This is a genomic window from Aliirhizobium smilacinae, assembly GCF_006335145.1.
GTDB lineage: Bacteria > Pseudomonadota > Alphaproteobacteria > Rhizobiales > Rhizobiaceae > Neorhizobium > Neorhizobium smilacinae.
Genome location: NZ_VDMN01000007.1, coordinates 26,765 through 44,462, shown reverse-complemented (window position 1 = coordinate 44,462; position 17,698 = coordinate 26,765). Strand labels below are relative to the sequence as shown.

The window sequence follows — 17,698 nt, the reverse complement described above, 5'->3', positions numbered from 1 at the left end:
ATGGACCAATTGTCATCAGATCAACAACAGATACGCAAGATGTGCGGACGGAGCGAATGGGCTACAGGATCGGCACACTCAATGCCCGAGACGTGCTGCGTGCCTATGCGCTGATCGAGCGGATCATGCCGGGGGTTGACCTGGAACAGTGGATGGCACTGACGGCGACCACATTGCTGTGCCGGTGCTGGTTTGTCGTCAAGGATACCGAAGGCTATATCCGGGGTATCTCTCACGTTGCAGTCAGAGGTGAAGGTGACTTGCGACGTCAGGTTGAAGTCCCGCTCTTCGCTTCCGTGAGCCTTGTCGATAATAGAGAGGTGCTGGGGCTGCTTTTTTCAGCGGTCAGGAGTTTTGCAATCCGGGAAAAATGCCGGACGATCCACATATGGACCGCCGTGCCCCCGGATTGGTCGGTGCTTACAGGCTTTATCGAGCATGGGCCATGGGATCATGGGCTGATCTATGGGGTTGAAAGCGAGGCTCCGCTGGATCACCCGATCCGGCCGGTGAAGATGTAGCCGACGCCGCGGATTGCCTTGATGAACTGGGGATGTTTGGCGTCTGCCTCGATCTTGCGCCTTAGCCTGACGATTTGTGCGTCGATTGTGCGGTCAAACGCTTCCAGATGCCGGCCGCGCGTCAGGTCCATGAGGAAGTCGCGTGTCAGCACGCGCCCGGCATGGTTGAGGAATGCCGCCAGCATATCGAATTCGCCGGTCGTCAATTCGATGTCGGCTCCAGCCGGATCGAGCAGCTGACGTCGCGAAACGTTCAGGGACCAGCCCTCGAAGCGGATGATCTGGTCCTCTTCCTGCACGATCCGAGGTGCGGCCGGCTGGCGACGTCGCAATATGGACTTGAGGCGCGCGTGGACTTCTCTCAGATGGAAGGGTTTTGCAATGTAATCGTCGGCGCCGATCTCTATGCCGACGATGCGGTCGACGACGTCGTCGCGGCCCGTCAGCATCATGATCGGCACGTCCGATGTCGTGCGGATATCGCGTGCCAGGTCGAGACCGTCGCGCCCACCCGGCAATGAGAGGTCGAGCAGCACGGCATCGACACTGTTTTGACGCATCGCAACGTTCATCTCGACGCCATCGGCTACCGTCGTCACCCGATAGCCTTCACCCTCGAAATAGCGGGAAAGCATCTGGCGAATACGGGGATCGTCGTCGACGACAAGGATGTGTGCCGCATGGGCAGGGTCAATGGACATTAAAAACTAGCCGGGCTGTTACAAACTGTTACCAATTCGAACCGTCTTTTACGTCCGTAGCATTCGCGTGTTACTGCCATCACGTCAACTACCCCTATCAAACGACGGGGTTTAGACCATGTTTCTCACCAGCTATAATCGCGAACGCACAGCAGCAACTCTTCTTCACGAAGCAGAGCCGGAAACGCTCAATGGCCTGTTCTCGCGCCAGCCGGTCGAGTTTATTCATCCCGGCCAGTCGATCTTCTTTGAAGGTGACGAAGCAAAACACGTCTTCGAGGTCGTGGAGGGCGCGCTGCGCATCTTCCGGATCATCTCGGACGGTCGCCGGGTCATTACTGGTTTCGTCTTCGACGGCGATCTTATCGGCGTATCGCTGAAGAGCAATTACCTCTACAGCGCCGAAGCGATTGTCGGGACCAAGGTTCGCCGGCTGACGAGGAAGAGTTTCGAAACAGCCGTGCAGGATTCGGAAGAACTGCGCCCGCAGGTATTCGAGCGGGTTTGTGATGAGATGGCCGCTGCCCAGGACCAGATGGTGCTGCTTTCGTGCAAGAGCGCTGAGGAACGCCTCTGCACATTTCTGCTGAAGCACCTGCGCAGGGCGGCGGCCAAAAGCGACGTGCAGTCGATGGTGCAATTGCCGATGACACGCCAGGATATGGCAGACTATCTCGGCCTGACCATCGAGACCGTTTCGCGCACGATCACGAAACTGAGCACCAAGGGTGTTCTCGGCTGCGTCGGCCGGCATTCGGTGAAGATCATGAAGCCGATGTTGCTTGCACAATTGGCCGGAGACGAGGATGAATACGGCTGGGGGGACTCGATGGGATCGGCCGAAGATCGGCGCCACCACTAGCCGCAGCCAGGATATTTAATGCCACATAAAATAAGAAACACTCTCACAACCCGGGCTGAACTGGATGCGGTCCTTCATCTACTGGACGATGCCAATGTCATCGTCCACGGGAACGACGGTATCGTCACCCGGTGGAGTTCCGGTTGTGAGGCGCTTTATGGCTGGCCGCGTGAGGAGGCGGTCGGCCAATCCGTACACCAATTGCTGCAGACGCGGTTTCCCAAGCCGCTCGACGAAATTCGCCAGCAGCTGGCGTTGGAACATTCCTGGCAGGGAGAGGTGGAGCATCGCACGCGCGACGGCCGCCCGGTTTTCGTTGCAACGCGCTGGGTCGCGGTTTCCCTGTCGGTCGATGGAGCGCCCATCACAATTCAGACCAACAACGATGTGACCGCGATGAAAAGGGTACAGAACGATCTGGCGGAAAGGGAAGCACATCTCCGCTCGATCCTCGATACGGTGCCGGAATCCACGATCGTCATCGACGATGCCGGCATGGTTACATCGTTCAGTGCCGCAGCGGAGCGGCTTTTCGGTTACAGCGCTTCGGAAGTGTGCGGCCGGAATGTCAGGATGCTGATGCCCAACCCCGATCGGGACGCTCATGACGGTTACATCTCCAATTACATGGAAACAGGGGAGCGCCGGATCATCGGTTACGGTCGTGTGGTGACCGGGCTTCGCAAGGACGGCACGACATTCCCGATGGAACTTGCGGTGGGCGAAGCGAGAACCGGCGGCAGGCGTATCTTTACCGGTTTCATTCGCGACCTGACCAGCCGCCAGAAGATCGAGGAAGAGCTTCGCCAGTCGCAGAAGATGGAAGCGATCGGACAGCTGACCGGTGGTCTGGCGCATGACTTCAACAATCTTCTGACCGTTATCAGCGGCAATCTCGAGATGATGGAATACAAGCTCGAGGACCCCAATCTGCGGGTCCTGCTGCAGGAAGCGCAGGCGGCTGCAGATGACGGCGCCAAGCTGACCGGCCAGTTGCTTGCCTTCGGGCGGCGGCAGCCACTCAACAACAAGCTGGTGGATGTCGGGCAGCTGGTCTCGAGTTTCTCCGACCTGATGCGGCGCACGCTCGGCGAGGCGATCGAATTCAAGACGATCATCGCAGGCGCCCCGAACGAGGCGCTTGTCGATGCGTCACAGCTGCAGAATGCAATCCTCAACCTCGTCATCAATGCGCGCGATGCGATGCCGCGCGGCGGCAAGCTGACCGTCGAGATTTCGCGCATCAAGCTCGATGTCGATTACGCGCAGATGTATTCGAACATGCGGACCGGAGACTTCGTGCTGGTCGCCGTCACCGATACCGGGACGGGCATGACGCCGGAGGTCAAGGAAAAGGCGTTCGAGCCGTTTTTCACCACCAAGGGTGTCAGCGCCGGCACCGGGCTCGGCCTCAGCATGGTCTATGGTTTCGCCAAACAATCGGGCGGCAATATCCAGCTCTACAGCGAGCCGGGTCAGGGGACGTCCGTGCGGATGTTCCTGCCGGCCGCCAAAAAGAAGATCGAACGTGGAAATCTCCAGCTCACGGCAGGTCAGGCACAGAGCCCGTTGCCCGGCGGTCCGGAGAAAATTCTCGTTGTCGAGGATGATCCGCGGGTGCGTCGCGTGACCGTGTCCCGCCTGACGAGTTTCGGTTACGAAGTGATCGAGGCCGAGAACGGCGCCCAGGCGCTGTCGCAGCTCGAGCGCCATAGCAACATTGCCCTTCTGTTTACCGACGTGGTGATGCCGGGCGGCATGACGGGCGATGAACTGGCGAACCGGGTTCGCTCGGAGAAACCGCATATCCCCGTCCTGTTTACCTCGGGATATGCAGAGCCGGCGATTGCCGGCCGGGAACTCGCCCTTTCAGGCAGCTGGCTGAAAAAACCTTACACCGCGCGGGAGCTTGCAGTCCGTATTCGCGAGCTGCTGGACTGACGACGATTATCTTCGCGGAGTTCGGCATACAGGTGCCGGACGCTTTTGTGCGGCCGTTCGGATTACCTCCCGGCACAAGAGACGCCAGCTGTCGCGATTGAGGCCATTTCCCGGCCATTTTGTGCCTGACTGCCTTTGTTTCGAAAGCTGCTGTGGATCGGCTCCGCTTCTGTGCAAAACTGGCACAAATTAACGAAGCATTAAGCTGCTCCGCACAAGGTCACGCCCATGACTATGTAGTTTTGGAGTTGGTCATGCGCATCAGTGGCGGTGTTGTGCTTCTCGTCATCCCGATTATTGCGATACTGCTTTTCGGCGTATCCGTGTCCTGGGACCGTCTTCAGTCGGTCGACCGGACATTCACCAGTTCGATCCGGCATCCGACGCCGCAGCCCGAGCTGCCATAAGGCAGCGCGTGTTCGCGGCGTTTGATGGACAGGAGTGGTGATCCCAGTTGGATTCGAACCAACGGCCTCAGGATTAGGAATCCTGCGCTCTATCCGACTGAGCTATGGGACCACTTGCGCCCATCCATACAAAAGCCGTCCGGATTAGCCAAGCCCTTTTCCAGCGATCATTCCGATAGCCGTTTTTCCGCCAGCCGCACCCAATAGGAGATGCCGTAAGCGAGTGCTTCGTCGTCGAAATCATAGTTCGGGTTGTGAAGCGGGGCGGTGTCGCCGTTGCCGATGAAGATGAAGGCGCCGGGGCGGCGCTTCAGCATGAAGGCAAAGTCTTCGCCGGCCATGGTCGGGTCGACATTGGGATCGACATTGCTTGCCCCCACCACATCGGTTGCCACGGCGATCGCGTGTTCGGTTTCCAGATCGTGGTTGAAGGTGACCGGGCACTGGCGGTAATAATCGATCGACGCCTGTGCACCATGAGCGCTGGCCAGCCCGTCGACGATCTGGCGTATCCGGTTTTGCGCGAGATCGCGGGTTTCCTCGCTCAGCGTGCGGACAGTACCCATGATCGTTGCCGTATCCGGAATGATGTTATGGGTCGTGCCGGCGTCGAAACGTGTTACCGAGATCACCACCGACTGGACCGGGTCCGCGTTGCGGGCGGCAATCGCTTGCAGGCTGCCGATGAGCTGCGCGCCGATGAAGATTGGATCGATCGTCTTGTGCGGCTGGGCCGCATGGCCGCCGCGACCGGTGATCGTGACTGTGAAGCGATCGGGGGCCGCCATGATGCCGCCCTTGCGGATGGCGAACTGGCCGAGCGGAATGCCCGGCATATTGTGCATGCCGTAGACTTCCTCGATGCCGAAGCGCTCCATCATGCCATCTTCGACCATGGCCAGCGCGCCGGCGCCACCCTCTTCGGCCGGCTGAAAGATCACGGCGACGTTGCCGTTGAAATTGCGGGTCTCGGAGAGATATTTCGCGGCGCCCAGAAGCATCGAGGTATGGCCGTCGTGGCCGCAGGCATGCATCTTGCCCGGAACCATCGAGGCATAATCCTTGCCGGTCATTTCCGTCAGCGGAAGTGCGTCCATGTCGGCGCGCATGCCGATCGTGCGGCTACCCTGTCCCTTGCCGCGGATGATGCCGACGACGCCGGTTTTGCCGATGCCGGTGACGACCTCATCGACGCCGAACTCCTGCAGCTTTTCCGCCACGAAGGCCGCAGTGTTGTGAACGTCATAAAGAATTTCGGGATGCTGGTGGATAAATCGTCGCCAGCCGGTCACTTCGCCCTGGAGCTCGGCGGCACGGTTCAATATCGGCATTATCTTTCCTATCGACCTGACTTCACGCGGTTATGACACTCCACCCGTGGCCATACTGCCTGCCCCGATTGACGTAATCAATCTTCTTTGCCATTGCTTCGACATATAGGCCATCTAATGGCCCCACTCGTTAACATTCGGACGAGGACGATCTTGCCGCACCTAACTATTCGCCACCGCACCGCCAGCCGGCTTGCCTGTCTCGTGACGGCGTTTGGAGTTCTTGCCTCCGCCACCGCCGCGGTCGCCAACCCGCGCATGATCATCGATGCCAATACGGGCCGCGTGATCGCGCATCAGGACGCCTTCCGCAAATGGTACCCGGCGTCGCTGACCAAGCTGATGACCGCCTATGTTACGTTCAGGGCGCTGAAAAGCGGCCGCATGTCGCTGGAAAGCACTGTGGTGATGAGCAAGAACGCCACGGATCAGCCTGCCAGCAAGATGTATTTCCGTCCCGGCTCGCAGCTGACGATGGACAATGCGCTGAAGATCATGCTGGTGAAATCGGCCAATGACATGGCCGTTGCCGTGGCCGAGACGGTCGGCGGTTCTGCTGACCAGTTCGTAGCGATGATGAATGCCGAAGCGCAGCGGCTCGGCATGTCGTCTACGCATTTCATCAATCCGCACGGCCTGCCGGGCAAGGGGCAATATACGACGGCCCGCGACCTTGCGATCCTTGCCATGCAGATCAAGCGGGAATTCCCGCAATATTCCACCTACTTCACCATAGAAGGCATCGATACCGGCAAGAAACAGTATCCGAACTTCAACACGCTGATCGGCCGTTTCGACGGTGCCGACGGGATGAAGACGGGTTTTATCTGTGCAGCCGGATTCAATCAGGTTTCTTCCGCCACCCGCAATGGCCGGACGGTGATTTCGGTCGTGCTTGGTGCGGATAGCCTTGCGGGCCGGGCGGACGATTCCGCCAACCTTCTGCAGCAGGGGCTGACCACGGCGGGGAGCCAGGGTACGCCGCTGGCATCGCTGGCGCCTTATGGCGATACCGCCGAGGTCAATGATCTCAGCCAGGATATCTGCAATCCGAAGGCGGCAAAGGTTCGCAGCGAAACGCGTGACGATGCCGGCCGGACGATCATGCATTCCCCTTATCTTCACGAAATGACGCACCCGCCGGCCTATGTGCTTGCGGGACTTATTCCGGGAACCGAACCGGTCGAAACGAAGATTGGCGAGAAGAGCTACGCCAATATCCCGATCCCGGTACCACGCCCGACCTTCTGATTGGAACAGCATATGGCCTACGGTCAGGACCGGATCCCGGTCTCCATCATCACCGGCTTTCTCGGTGCCGGAAAATCGACGCTGCTCAACAGGATGCTGCGTGATCCGGCGGCCAAGGATATCGCCGTCATCATCAACGAGTTCGGCGAAGTGGGTATCGACAACCTGCTGGTCGAGGCCTCGGGTGATTCGATGATCGAGCTGTCGAATGGCTGCCTGTGCTGCACGGTGCGTGGTGAACTGGTCGATACGCTCGCTTCGATGATGGATGCGATCCAGACCGGCCGCGCCAAACCGATCACCCGCGTGGTCATCGAAACCACGGGTCTTGCCGACCCGGCGCCCGTCATGCAGTCGGTGATGGGTAATCCGGTGATCGCTCAGAATTTCGAGCTTGAGGGTGTGGTGACGGTCGTGGACGCGGTCAATGGTCTTGCGACGCTCGACGCGCATCAGGAAGCGGTGAAGCAGGTGGCGGTTGCCGACCGGCTTATCCTGTCGAAACAGACGTTGGCGGAGCCTGCGCAGCTATCCGCCCTGCGCGCAAGATTGATTGCGCTCAATCCGCGTGCGCCGATCACGGATGGCGACGATACGTCGGTCGGCAGCATGTCGATCCTAGAAAACGGGTTATACGATCCGTCGAGCAAGATTGCCGACGTTGATCGCTGGTTGCGCGACGAGATCGCGGCAGAGAGCCATGAACACCATCCTCATGCCGGTGACGACCATCACCAGCATGGACACGACCACGACCATCGGCACGGCCATGACCACGGACATCACCATCATCATGACGTGACACGCCATGGCGACGATATCCGCTCGTTCTCGCTCGTTCATGAGCGGCCGATCGATCCGATGGCGATCGACATGTTCATCGATCTTTTGAGATCGGCGCATGGCGAAAAACTTCTGCGGATGAAGGCGATCGTGAAACTGTCGGATAATCCCGAGCGGCCGCTCGTGCTGCATGGTGTGCAGACGATCTTCCACGCGCCGCAGCGTCTGCCGCGCTGGCCGGAAGGCTCCGACCGGAAAACCCACATGGTGGTCATCACCAAGGGCCTGTCCGAAGAATTCGTCGCCGATCTTTTTGCCGCGTTCACCGGCGAACCGCGTCTCGACCGTCCCGACCGGGCGGCTCTGGAAGACAATCCGCTGGCCGTGCCCGGCTTCAGGCCGTAGCCGACATACCTTTTCGGATGACGAAGCGGTGGCCATCCGCCGTCTTCTCGCTTTCGACGAGTTCGTGGCCTTCCTGGCGGCAGAAATGCGGGATGTCTATCCCGGCCAGTGGGTCGGTGGTCTCTACAATGAGACGATCACCATCATGGAGAGTTTTCAGGCGGCGACGGGTCTTCAGAACCGGCAGAGGGCATTTCAGTCCCCTCAGGTCGCAAAGCACGTCGGCTGAAGACGTCACTGCTTGTCCCAGAACTTCCAGAACGGCTTCTTGGCTTCGCTGACGGGCGCGGCCGGGGCAGCATAAGCGAGCGGGTTCATCGGGTTCTGTTCGGGAACCGGGACGGCAGTCGTTTTGCCTTCGGCCGTCTGGATGGTCGGCGTAGCCGTGCTGACTACGGTTGCGCCCGTTGTAGCGGGAATTGCGCCGGTGGACGCGGGCAGGCGGCCCTGCTTCATCCGTTCGGCGGCGGTAGCCGGCTGCGGGGCTGCGGCAAGCGAGGCGAGCTGCGTCGTGGCAGGTTTCACCTGTCCACCGGCCATCCGCTTTTCCATCATCGCCTGGAATTCGGACTGGCTCATCAGTTTGCCGGCTTCAAGCGATGTGCCGGTCGGCGCATAGGCCAGTTCGCGGCCCTTGCGCTTTTCGGCGACGACAGCCTTGCGTTCGGCTTCGCTCGGCTCATACCAGACCTTGCTGCCCAGCTTGTCGACAGCCTTTTCGAAGGCGAGGTCATAGGTCTTGTTGTAGGAAGAAAGAGCAGAAACCAAGGCCGGCGGCGTCGACATTTCCGGGCAGGCGGCGGCTGCGCTGAGCGGACCCTTGGATTCCTGGTTGAAGGCGTATTTCTTGCCGCAGACGGCCACTTCGGGCGGACGCTTGGTGACTTCGAAATTGTCGTAGCCGACCTTGATCATCTTCCAGAAGTCGGAATGCTCGCTTTCACGATGGCGGGCCATGTTCTCGGCCGTCATGCGGAACGGCAGGGCCTGAAGCTGCACCGACGTCTGGCCGCCCTTGAAGGCGTCACGGGCAAAGGCATAGATTTCGAGGATCTGCGCGTCGGTCATCGAATAACAGCCAGACGACGAGCAGGCGCCGTGGATCATCAGGTTCGTGCCGTTGCGCCCGTTCGCCGCGTCATAGCGGTTCGGGAAGCCGGTATTGATTGCCAGATAATATTGCGAATTGGGGTTCAGGTGTGCCGGCGTCAGGCTGTAGAAGCCTTCGGGAGCCTGGCGGTCACCTTCCTTCACCTTGGGGCCGAGCTTGCCGGACCAGGCGCAGATGTCGTAGCTCTTGATCACTTCGAAGCGGTTGTCCGCCTTCGCCTTCCAGATCTCCAGCTTGCCCTCTTCCTTGAGGATGCGGATCATGATCGGCGAATTGCGCGGCATGTTCTTCGCCTGCATGTCGGCGATGATTTTTGCCGGCAGAGGCTGCTCGACCTTGTTCTTGACCTTGGAAATATCGACGCTGGTCGCGGAATCAAGGGTGTCGTTGCAGCCTGTGAGAGCTGTTGCAACCAGAAGAGCGAGGGCGATGTGCTTCAGACGCATCGGAACGGACCACATATCTAGTTCGGCATCAAACCGGGGGCAGAGGCGTGCGATAATAATACGGTAAGCTTTACATTTTCTTAACCGCTCAAAATCGCCTGTCCAGCAAAACCCTCAGCGCACCACTGTTATGATCAATGTGGCCGAAATTGGCAACCTTCGATGAAGAAGGCGACAATTAGAGGTTCCGGCCGATTTCCAGGAATTTCTGGCGGCGTGCGGTGCGTACTTCGTCGCCCGAAAGCTTCGAAAGGTCTGCCAGAGCAGACGAAATCACCTTGCCGGCAGCGTTCATGACCGTAACCGGCTCGCGATGGGCGCCGCCATTGGGTTCGGGAATGATCTCGTCGATGATGCCGAGACCCTTCAGGTCCTGCGCCGTGATCTTCATGTTGGTCGCGGCTTCGCGGGCGCGGGTCGAATCACGCCACAGGATCGAGGCTGCACCTTCCGGCGAAATAACCGAATAGATCGAATGCTCGAGCATGTAGACCCGGTTACCGGTGGCGATCGCAATCGCGCCGCCCGAGCCGCCTTCGCCGATCACGAGAGATATCATCGGTACCTTGAGGCCAAGGCACATTTCCGTTGAACGGGCGATGGCTTCCGCCTGGCCGCGTTCTTCAGCGCCGACGCCCGGATAGGCGCCTGCCGTATCCACGAGGGTGATGACCGGCAGGCCGAAACGGTCGGCCATTTCCATGACGCGGATCGCTTTGCGGTAACCTTCAGGACGCGGGCTGCCGAAATTGTGCTTCAGGCGTGTCTTTGTGTCGCTACCTTTTTCCTGGCCGATCAGGGCTACCGGAATGCCGTTGAAGCGGGCAAGGCCGGCCTGGATGGCGGCGTCTTCGCCGAAATTGCGGTCACCGGCGAGCGGCGTGAACTCGGTGAAGAGGTGAGCTGAGTAATCGATGAAATGCGGGCGCTGCGGATGGCGGGCGACCTGCGTCTTTTCCCAGGCTCCGAGCTTGGAATAGATATCACGAGTGGCTTCCTTGACGCGCACTTCGAGCCGAGTGATCTCGTCGGACGTATCAATGCTCTCGTCTTCCGTCGCGAGCTTCTTCAGCTCGTGGATCTTGCCCTCGAGGTCCGAGATTGGCTTTTCGAAATCGAGATAAGTCTGCATCAGATCCGGTTTCCCGTTGTTTTCCCATGGGAACATGGAGGTCCCATTTTTCATTTGGGGCTTCTAATCCCGGTTTTTGGCTTCTTTTGCAAGAGGGTGATGTGTTTCCACCAGTTGACGAAGCCTTTCTTCCAGCACGTGCGTATATATCTGAGTGGTCGAAATGTCTGAATGTCCAAGCAGTTCCTGTACTACGCGCAGATCTGCACCATGCGCCAAAAGATGACTGGCAAAGGCGTGACGCATGACATGCGGCGATATGGACGCGGCTTTTATACCGGCTCTCGCCGCCAATCCCTTGAGGTCACGGGCGAAGACCTGGCGGGGCAGATAACCGGCGCAGCCATGGGAAGGGAACAGCCATGGGCTTTGTTCCCCATCGGCTTCCTCGGCTTTTTTCGCTTCTCCATAGGCCTTGAGTGCGGCGATCGAGGATCGCGACAGGGGTACGAGGCGTTCCTTGTTGCCCTTGCCGCGGATCATCAGAAACCGGCCGTCCTGTTCCAGCACTTTCAGCGGCAGCGACACAAGTTCGCTGACACGCATGCCGGTGGCATAGAGAAGTTCCAGAAGAACAAGCATGCGCAGGCGGGACAGATGGTCCTTGTCCGGCTCGGCCGCTTCCAATGCCGCGCGTTCGAGGAGCTTCGTGACGCTTTCCTCGCTCAGGTTTTTCGGCAGGGGGCGTTGCTTTTTGGGTGCATCGAGTACGGTGGTCGGGTCGTCGGTGCGCAGGCTTTCGGCATAGAGGAACTTGTAGAACTGGCGCATGGCGGAAAGCCTGCGAGCCTGGGAGGATGAAGCGAAACCGCGTTTGCTCAAATGGGCGAGATAGGCCGAGAGGTTGCCGCTTTGCGCCGAAAGCGGCGTGGTTTTTTGGGAAATCAGAAAGTCGTAGAGATCGTCGAGATCGCGCTTATAGGATGAGAGCGTGTTTTCCGCCGCGCCCCGTTCGGCGCTGAGCATTTCCAGAAATGCTTCGATATGGGCGGCGGAAAGATCCCTCATGGCGAAAGCCCCGATTATTGCTGTGCCGGCGGATTGAGCCGTTCGGAAGGGACCCTGATGGTGATCTCGCGTTCCTTCGGCTCGACCAGCACCACGAGCGCAACCATGCCGCCATAGATCACGCCGGCAATCAGCGCCAGGATGAACAGGAAGCGGAAGAGTGTGGGCATTTAAAAAGGCTCCGTATCGTTCCGGCGCACTATAGCCCTAATGGTTTACAGATCGACAAGAACCACATGTTCAATGCGATGTCGGGCACTGCCCGGCTTGACGCTGGATGAACATTTGGTGATACCGTTTTGGCGAACGGACAGCATCATGAGTGAAGAAATAACAGTCGAGCGACAGACGATACGGGACCAGGCTCGCGCAGCGCTCGGCAACCGCAACCTGATCTTTGTCGGGCTGATGGGCGCGGGCAAATCGGTTATTGGCCGGCTAGTGGCGCAGACACTCGGAATTCCCTTCATCGATACCGACGCGGAAATCGAATCTGTTTCCAGAATGACGATTGCGGAACTGTTTTCACAATATGGTGAGACGGAGTTCCGGGCTCTGGAGACGCGGGTGGTCGAACGGCTGCTCAAGCATGGTCCACGCGTGGTGTCCACGGGCGGCGGCGCCTTCATCAACGAGGCAACGCGGGCCCAGATCAAGCAGGGTGGCCTATCAATCTGGCTGAATGCCGATCTCGATACGTTGTGGGATCGGGTCAACCGGCGCGACCATCGCCCGTTGTTGAAGACCGAAAATCCAAGACAGACGCTGGAAAACCTGATGATCCAGCGTTACCCGATCTATGCCGAGGCCGATCTGACGGTGATGTCCGTGAACATCCGCAAGGAGCTGATGGCCAACGAGGTTCTACAGGCCATTGCCGGTCTTGCTCAAGAAGGTGATACAGAATGACGGTGCAGTCCCGCTCCCCCGAACGCCTGGTGCATGTGCCGCTCGGGGACCGGGCTTACGATATTTTGATCGGTCCCGGCCTGCTTGCAAGGGCCGGCGGCGAAATCACTTCTCGGCTGAAGGGGCGAAAGGCTGCGATCATCACCGACGAAAATGTCGCTCCGCTTTATCTCGAAGCGCTGATGGATGGATTGCAGACCGACGGCATCGAGGCTGTCTCGCTGACGCTTCCGGCGGGCGAGAAGACGAAAAGTTTCGACCATCTGGCGACCGTCTGCGACATGGTTCTGGCGGCGCGTATCGAGCGCAATGACGCAGTGATCGCGCTTGGCGGCGGTGTGATCGGCGATCTTGCCGGCTTTGCGGCCGGTATCGTGCGCCGCGGCGTGCGCTTCGTGCAGATCCCGACCTCGCTTCTGTCGCAGGTGGACAGCTCCGTCGGCGGCAAGACCGGCGTCAATTCCCGCCATGGCAAGAACCTGCTCGGCGTCTTTCATCAGCCGGATTTGGTGCTGGCTGACACATCCATCCTCGATACGCTGTCCGCCAGGGAATTCCGTGCTGGTTATGCGGAAGTCGCCAAATACGGGCTGATCGACAATCCGGTCTTTTTCGAATGGCTGGAAAAAAACTGGCAGAAGATTTTCGAGGGTGGGCCTGAGCGGATCGAGGCGATTGCCGTCAGCTGCCAGTCCAAGGCCGACGTCGTCGTCGAGGACGAGCGGGAGACCGGCCGTCGTGCACTGCTGAACCTCGGCCATACTTTCGGCCATGCGCTGGAAGCCGCCACCCAATATGACAGCAAGCGGCTGGTTCATGGCGAAGGTGTCGCGATCGGCATGGTGCTGGCGCATGAATTTTCCGCCCGCCTCAATCTGGCAAGCCCGGACGATGCGAAGCGCGTCGAAAGCCATCTGAAGGCAGTCGGCCTGCCGACGAAGATGAACGATATTCCGGGTGACCTGCCGGGTGCCGATGTGCTGCTCGACGCGATCATGCAGGACAAGAAGGTGAAGGGCGGTAAGCTCACCTTCATCCTCACCCATGGGATCGGACAGTCTTTTGTCGCCGACGATGTGCCGTCTTCGGAAGTCCTGAGCTTTCTTACGGAAAAGCTGCCCCGATGACGTCCGAAAGCGGCCTTTTTTCGCGCTGTGTCAACGCGGCCATCCGCGGGATGATGCGTGCGACGAGAGTGTCGCTCAATCGAAGAACGCTCGAACTCTGCGGCCATGACGCGTTGCATGCGGCGCTTGACACTATGCACAAGGACGGCAATTTCGGCGCCGAGGATCGTGACCGGCTGAGCGATCTGTTCGATCTCAACGAGCTCGAAGTCTCCGACGTGATGCGCCACCGGATGACGATGGTGGCCGTCAACGCGGACGATCCGGCGGATGTGATCGTGCGCACCGTGCTGGAAAGCCCCTATACGCGCATGCCGGTGTGGCGCAATTCGACGGAAAACATCATCGGCGTGGTGCATGCCAAGGATCTGCTGCGCGCGTTGCTGGGGCCGGATACGACGCCCGCCGATGTCGATATCCTCAAGATCATGCAAAAGCCCTGGTTCGTGCCCGACAGCACGAGCCTGAAGGACCAGCTTGCAGCCTTCCTGAAGCGAAAGGTGCATTTTGCCGTCGTCGTCGATGAATATGGTGAGGTGCAGGGCATCGTCACGCTGGAAGACATCATGGAGGAAATCGTCGGCGACATTGCCGACGAGCACGACATCGAGATCCAGGGCGTGCGGCAGGAGGCCAACGGTTCGATCGTCGTCGATGGATCCGTACCGATCCGCGACCTCAACCGGGCGCTCGGCTGGGATCTGCCGGATGGCGAAGCCACCACGATCGCCGGTCTCGTCATCAACTCATCCAAGCTCATCCCCGAAGAACGGCAGGCTTTTACGTTTTACGGTAAGCGCTTCATCGTGATGAAGCGGGAGAAGAACCGGATCACGCGGCTGAGGATCAGGCCGGCGGAAGATGCTGTGCCGGCTGCGGAGTGATGCTTATTAAGTTACGCTCCCTATTTGCCTCATTGTTTTCGGGAGTTTGCTTGGTCACTGCTGGCGGGGGCGCGTCTTATGCAGGTGATTTTAAAATCAGATACGCCATCAGTCTCGAAGGTGATGAACCTGTTTTCGCTGAAGCGAGATGCGTAGTTTCTGTTCCGTGTGAAATTGAGGCACAGGGGCAGCGTCTTTCTCTGACGGCCTTTTTCAATCGGCTTCGTCTTGACGAGTTGACGATCCGTTGTGGCAAAGTTGATTGTGATTTCTCAAATAGCCGCTCGTCCATCAATTTTGGTAAATCGAAAGACAAGATCGGTTTCGATGTCTTCGAGGCTAGTGACGTCGGAGACTTGTTGTTGCTGAGGCCACGTCGGCAAATCGGGTGGATCATGCTGGCTTATTAGCGTCGAGACGACGCCGAGTTTCGATCGTAGCCATAAAACCACTCATACAGAACGAATTTCTTCATCCGTCGCGAATTTACCCCGTGCTGCTGCGGATTTCGAGTTGGCAATAGCTGCCCGCTCCCCGGCAGATAAGGCAACAGGCTCCGCATCGGTCAGGCGCAAAAGCACATGCGCCAACTCATCCTGCTGATCGGCGGGAAGGGCGCGGACACGCTCGATGGCTCGGTCCAATAGCTTTGTCATAGCTGCATTATGCACCTTAAGCCGGCAGCATGAAAGTGGGAGAAAATTAAGGTTCGTGCGGTTTAAGCGAGGACTTAAGTCTTGGTCTCAGTACCCTCAATCCCTATCTATTGCCCATCACCAACGTGTCGGTTCTCCCGGTGCTGCGGCTTCCACCGCGAGCGCGTGAAGACCGGCGTCAAGTTCGGGCTTGAGCAGCGCATTCACCGTCCGGTGCCGGTCTATCCGGCTCATCCCCGCAAAGGCTGCTGCGACGATACGCACCCGCATATGGGTCTCGCCGTCACCGTCCATGCCCGGCTGGTGACCGGCATGCTGATGGCTTTCGTTGATCACATCGAGCCTTTCGGGCGCGAGATTGTCACGAAGCGTGGTTTCGATACGGGTTCTGACGGACATTTTTAAGCTCCGGTGGTCGGCGCAGGAGGGGAACTCAGAAACCAGCAACAAACCGGTTTGTCAATTCTTGTTCCGCTCTCTCGTGGAGCCCATAATGAGTGCCGCATGAAACTCGACTCCAAATATTTCGACCGTATCCGGACGCGCCGGAAAAGGCAGCAAGATGCCCCGCCGCAGGCTCCGACCTGCCAGTGGGACGGGTGCGACAAGCCGGGCGTGCACAAGGCGCCAGTGGGGCGCAATGCCGAAGGTCAGTTCTTCATCTTCTGCTTCGAGCACGTGAAGGAATACAACAAGGGCTACAATTATTTCTCCGGCCTGTCGGATGGTGAGATCGCCCGCTACCAGAAAGAGGCGATCACCGGTCATCGCCCTACCTGGAAAGTCGGCGTCAATAAAGACGCCAAGGACGGGCCGCTGCATTCATCGGCGCGATCAGGTTCGGCCTATACGCAGCAGCGCTTCAAGGACCCGTTCGGGTTCGTTTCCCAGGCGCGTGCCGGCGGCGGTGGCCGTTTCGAAACGCAGGGACGCAAGCTGAAGACACTGGAGGCCAAGGCCTTCAACACGATGGAACTCGCTGCGAACGCGACGTCGAGTGAAATCAAGAGCCGTTACAAGGAGCTGGTGAAGAAGCACCATCCGGACGCCAATGGCGGCGACCGAGGATCGGAGGAACGTTTTCGTGCCGTCGTGCAAGCATACCAGTTGTTGAAGCAGGCGGGTTTCTGCTAAGCCTCGAAAATCAAGGCAGCGATGATGACGGACGGGCGGTTGCCCGTGCCCTGGAGTTATGATGAGCAAGATTGACTTGGATATTACAAATCTCCCCGATACGACGGTTTCCGTCCGGGATGTTTTCGGCATCGATACGGATCTGAGGGTTCCGGCCTACAGCAATGGCGACCCTTATGTGCCGGACCTGGACCCCGACTACCTCTTCGATCGCGACACGACGCTCGCCATTCTTGCAGGCTTTGCCCATAACCGACGCGTAATGGTCTCCGGCTTCCACGGTACCGGCAAATCGACCCATATCGAGCAGGTCGCCGCACGCCTCAACTGGCCGTGCGTGCGTATCAACCTCGACAGCCATGTCAGCCGTATCGATCTCGTCGGCAAGGACGCCATCGTCCTGAAGGACGGCAAGCAGATCACCGAATTCAAGGACGGCATTCTTCCCTGGGCCTACCAGCACAATGTCGCGCTCGTCTTCGACGAATACGATGCCGGCCGCCCTGACGTGATGTTCGTCATCCAGCGCGTGCTGGAAAGTTCGGGCCGCCTGACATTGCTCGACCAGAGCCGCGTCATTCGTCCTCACCCGGCTTTCCGCATTTTTGCCACGGCAAACACCGTCGGCCTCGGCGATACGACCGGCCTTTATCACGGCACGCAGCAGATCAACCAGGCACAGATGGACCGCTGGTCGATCGTGACGACGCTGAACTACCTGCCGCACCAGAAGGAAGTCGATATCGTCGCCGCCAAGGTGAAGAGCTTCGGCTCGACTGCGGAAGGCCGCGAGACGGTTTCGAAGATGGTACGGGTAGCCGATCTCACCCGCTCGGCCTTCATCAACGGCGACCTTTCGACCGTGATGAGCCCGCGTACCGTCATCACCTGGGCTGAAAATGCCGAGATCTTCGGTGACGTTGCCTTCGCGTTCCGCATCACCTTCCTGAACAAATGCGATGAGCTGGAGCGGACCCTTGTGGCCGAACAGTATCAGCGGTCCTTCGGCGTCGAGCTGAAGGAAAGCGCTGCCAACATCGTTCTGGGTGCTTGAGTTTATACTCGAGCTTACAGGGGCATAACTGACAG

20 protein-coding genes, 1 tRNA gene and 1 pseudogene are annotated in these 17,698 nt (G+C 58.9%); 12 read left to right on the top strand and 10 right to left on the bottom strand.

What is annotated here, in order from left to right:
- The first annotated feature begins 56 nt into the window (after positions 1–56).
- Positions 57–521, top strand: a complete 465-nt coding sequence (locus FHP24_RS23545; RefSeq protein WP_139678691.1) for a hypothetical protein — start codon at positions 57–59, stop codon at positions 519–521.
- On the opposite strand, the gene FHP24_RS23540 is transcribed toward FHP24_RS23545, so the two are convergent.
- A complete protein-coding gene (locus FHP24_RS23540) occupies positions 494–1,222 on the bottom strand; it encodes a response regulator (RefSeq protein WP_139678690.1) in 729 nt (242 codons plus the stop codon). The genes FHP24_RS23545 and FHP24_RS23540 overlap by 28 nt on opposite strands.
- 118 nt (positions 1,223–1,340) lie before the next feature.
- Between FHP24_RS23540 and FHP24_RS23535 the strand changes: the two genes are divergently transcribed.
- From FHP24_RS23535 to FHP24_RS28840, 3 genes are all read left to right on the top strand, one after another.
- Positions 1,341–2,084 (top strand): helix-turn-helix domain-containing protein, encoded by a 744-nt coding sequence (locus FHP24_RS23535; protein ID WP_139678689.1) that lies wholly within the window; start codon positions 1,341–1,343, stop codon positions 2,082–2,084.
- Positions 2,085–2,102: 18 nt separating this feature from the next.
- On the top strand, positions 2,103–4,025 hold the full coding sequence (locus tag FHP24_RS23530) for a hybrid sensor histidine kinase/response regulator (protein ID WP_139678688.1): 1,923 nt from the start codon (positions 2,103–2,105) through the stop codon (positions 4,023–4,025).
- Between the two features lie 254 nt (positions 4,026–4,279).
- Positions 4,280–4,432 (top strand): hypothetical protein, encoded by a 153-nt coding sequence (locus tag FHP24_RS28840; RefSeq protein WP_180356107.1) that lies wholly within the window; start codon positions 4,280–4,282, stop codon positions 4,430–4,432.
- Between the two features lie 35 nt (positions 4,433–4,467).
- On the opposite strand, the gene FHP24_RS23525 is transcribed toward FHP24_RS28840, so the two are convergent.
- A tRNA-Arg gene (locus FHP24_RS23525) sits at positions 4,468–4,544 on the bottom strand.
- Positions 4,545–4,599: 55 nt separating this feature from the next.
- Positions 4,600–5,763 carry a M20 aminoacylase family protein gene (locus FHP24_RS23520; RefSeq protein ID WP_139678687.1) on the bottom strand — a complete coding sequence of 388 codons (1,164 nt, stop codon included), beginning with the start codon at positions 5,761–5,763 and terminating at the stop codon, positions 4,600–4,602.
- A 153-nt stretch (positions 5,764–5,916) separates the two neighbouring features.
- On the opposite strand from FHP24_RS23520, the gene FHP24_RS23515 reads away from it, so the two are divergent.
- Together FHP24_RS23515 and FHP24_RS23510 are read left to right on the top strand one after the other, a co-directional pair.
- Entirely contained in the window at positions 5,917–7,014 is a 1,098-nt protein-coding gene (locus FHP24_RS23515) for a D-alanyl-D-alanine carboxypeptidase family protein (RefSeq protein WP_394344665.1), read from the top strand.
- 12 nt (positions 7,015–7,026) lie between these two features.
- Positions 7,027–8,202 (top strand): CobW family GTP-binding protein, encoded by a 1,176-nt coding sequence (locus tag FHP24_RS23510; protein ID WP_139678685.1) that lies wholly within the window; start codon positions 7,027–7,029, stop codon positions 8,200–8,202.
- Here FHP24_RS23510 and FHP24_RS23505 read toward each other — a convergent pair.
- From FHP24_RS23505 to FHP24_RS28835, 5 genes are all read right to left on the bottom strand, one after another.
- Positions 8,192–8,461, bottom strand: coding sequence for a sulfurtransferase TusA family protein (locus tag FHP24_RS23505; protein WP_394344668.1), 270 nt, complete (start codon positions 8,459–8,461; stop codon positions 8,192–8,194). The two genes, FHP24_RS23510 and FHP24_RS23505, sit on opposite strands and share 11 nt — an antisense overlap.
- Positions 8,437–9,759: a L,D-transpeptidase family protein gene (locus FHP24_RS23500; protein WP_139678683.1), complete on the bottom strand. Its 1,323-nt coding sequence runs from the start codon at positions 9,757–9,759 to the stop codon at positions 8,437–8,439. Before FHP24_RS23500 ends, FHP24_RS23505 begins: the two co-directional genes overlap by 25 nt.
- Positions 9,760–9,937: 178 nt before the next feature.
- Positions 9,938–10,891, bottom strand: coding sequence for an acetyl-CoA carboxylase carboxyltransferase subunit alpha (locus tag FHP24_RS23495; protein WP_139678682.1), 954 nt, complete (start codon positions 10,889–10,891; stop codon positions 9,938–9,940).
- Between the two features lie 63 nt (positions 10,892–10,954).
- Positions 10,955–11,899 (bottom strand): site-specific tyrosine recombinase XerD, encoded by a 945-nt coding sequence (gene xerD, locus FHP24_RS23490; RefSeq protein ID WP_139678681.1) that lies wholly within the window; start codon positions 11,897–11,899, stop codon positions 10,955–10,957.
- Positions 11,900–11,913: 14 nt separating this feature from the next.
- Positions 11,914–12,069, bottom strand: a complete 156-nt coding sequence (locus FHP24_RS28835; RefSeq protein ID WP_180356106.1) for a hypothetical protein — start codon at positions 12,067–12,069, stop codon at positions 11,914–11,916.
- A gap of 148 nt (positions 12,070–12,217) precedes the next feature.
- Here FHP24_RS28835 and FHP24_RS23485 point away from each other — a divergent pair, with 148 nt between their 5' ends.
- From FHP24_RS23485 to FHP24_RS23470, 4 genes and pseudogenes are all read left to right on the top strand, one after another.
- Positions 12,218–12,808, top strand: coding sequence for a shikimate kinase (locus FHP24_RS23485; protein WP_139678680.1), 591 nt, complete (start codon positions 12,218–12,220; stop codon positions 12,806–12,808).
- Positions 12,805–13,935, top strand: coding sequence for a 3-dehydroquinate synthase (aroB, locus tag FHP24_RS23480; RefSeq protein ID WP_139678679.1), 1,131 nt, complete (start codon positions 12,805–12,807; stop codon positions 13,933–13,935). Before FHP24_RS23485 ends, aroB begins: the two co-directional genes overlap by 4 nt.
- An 11-nt stretch (positions 13,936–13,946) precedes the next feature.
- Positions 13,947–14,819 (top strand): annotated as a pseudogene (locus tag FHP24_RS23475) (CBS domain-containing protein); the annotation flags it as partial.
- Between the two features lie 50 nt (positions 14,820–14,869).
- Positions 14,870–15,229, top strand: coding sequence for a hypothetical protein (locus FHP24_RS23470; RefSeq protein WP_139678677.1), 360 nt, complete (start codon positions 14,870–14,872; stop codon positions 15,227–15,229).
- Positions 15,230–15,271: 42 nt separating this feature from the next.
- Here FHP24_RS23470 and FHP24_RS23465 read toward each other — a convergent pair whose 3' ends face one another.
- The gene (locus tag FHP24_RS23465) at positions 15,272–15,475 is read right to left on the bottom strand and encodes a hypothetical protein (RefSeq protein ID WP_139678676.1); all 204 of its coding nucleotides are present in this window, start codon (positions 15,473–15,475) and stop codon (positions 15,272–15,274) included.
- Positions 15,476–15,592: 117 nt separating this feature from the next.
- Positions 15,593–15,874, bottom strand: coding sequence for a BolA family protein (locus FHP24_RS23460; RefSeq protein ID WP_139678675.1), 282 nt, complete (start codon positions 15,872–15,874; stop codon positions 15,593–15,595).
- Positions 15,875–15,979: 105 nt separating this feature from the next.
- On the opposite strand from FHP24_RS23460, the gene FHP24_RS23455 reads away from it, so the two are divergent.
- Positions 15,980–16,609, top strand: a complete 630-nt coding sequence (locus FHP24_RS23455) for a J domain-containing protein (RefSeq protein ID WP_139678674.1) — start codon at positions 15,980–15,982, stop codon at positions 16,607–16,609.
- 61 nt (positions 16,610–16,670) lie between these two features.
- Positions 16,671–17,663, top strand: a complete 993-nt coding sequence (gene cobS / locus FHP24_RS23450; RefSeq protein ID WP_139678673.1) for a cobaltochelatase subunit CobS — start codon at positions 16,671–16,673, stop codon at positions 17,661–17,663.
- The last annotated feature ends 35 nt before the right edge of the window (positions 17,664–17,698 follow it).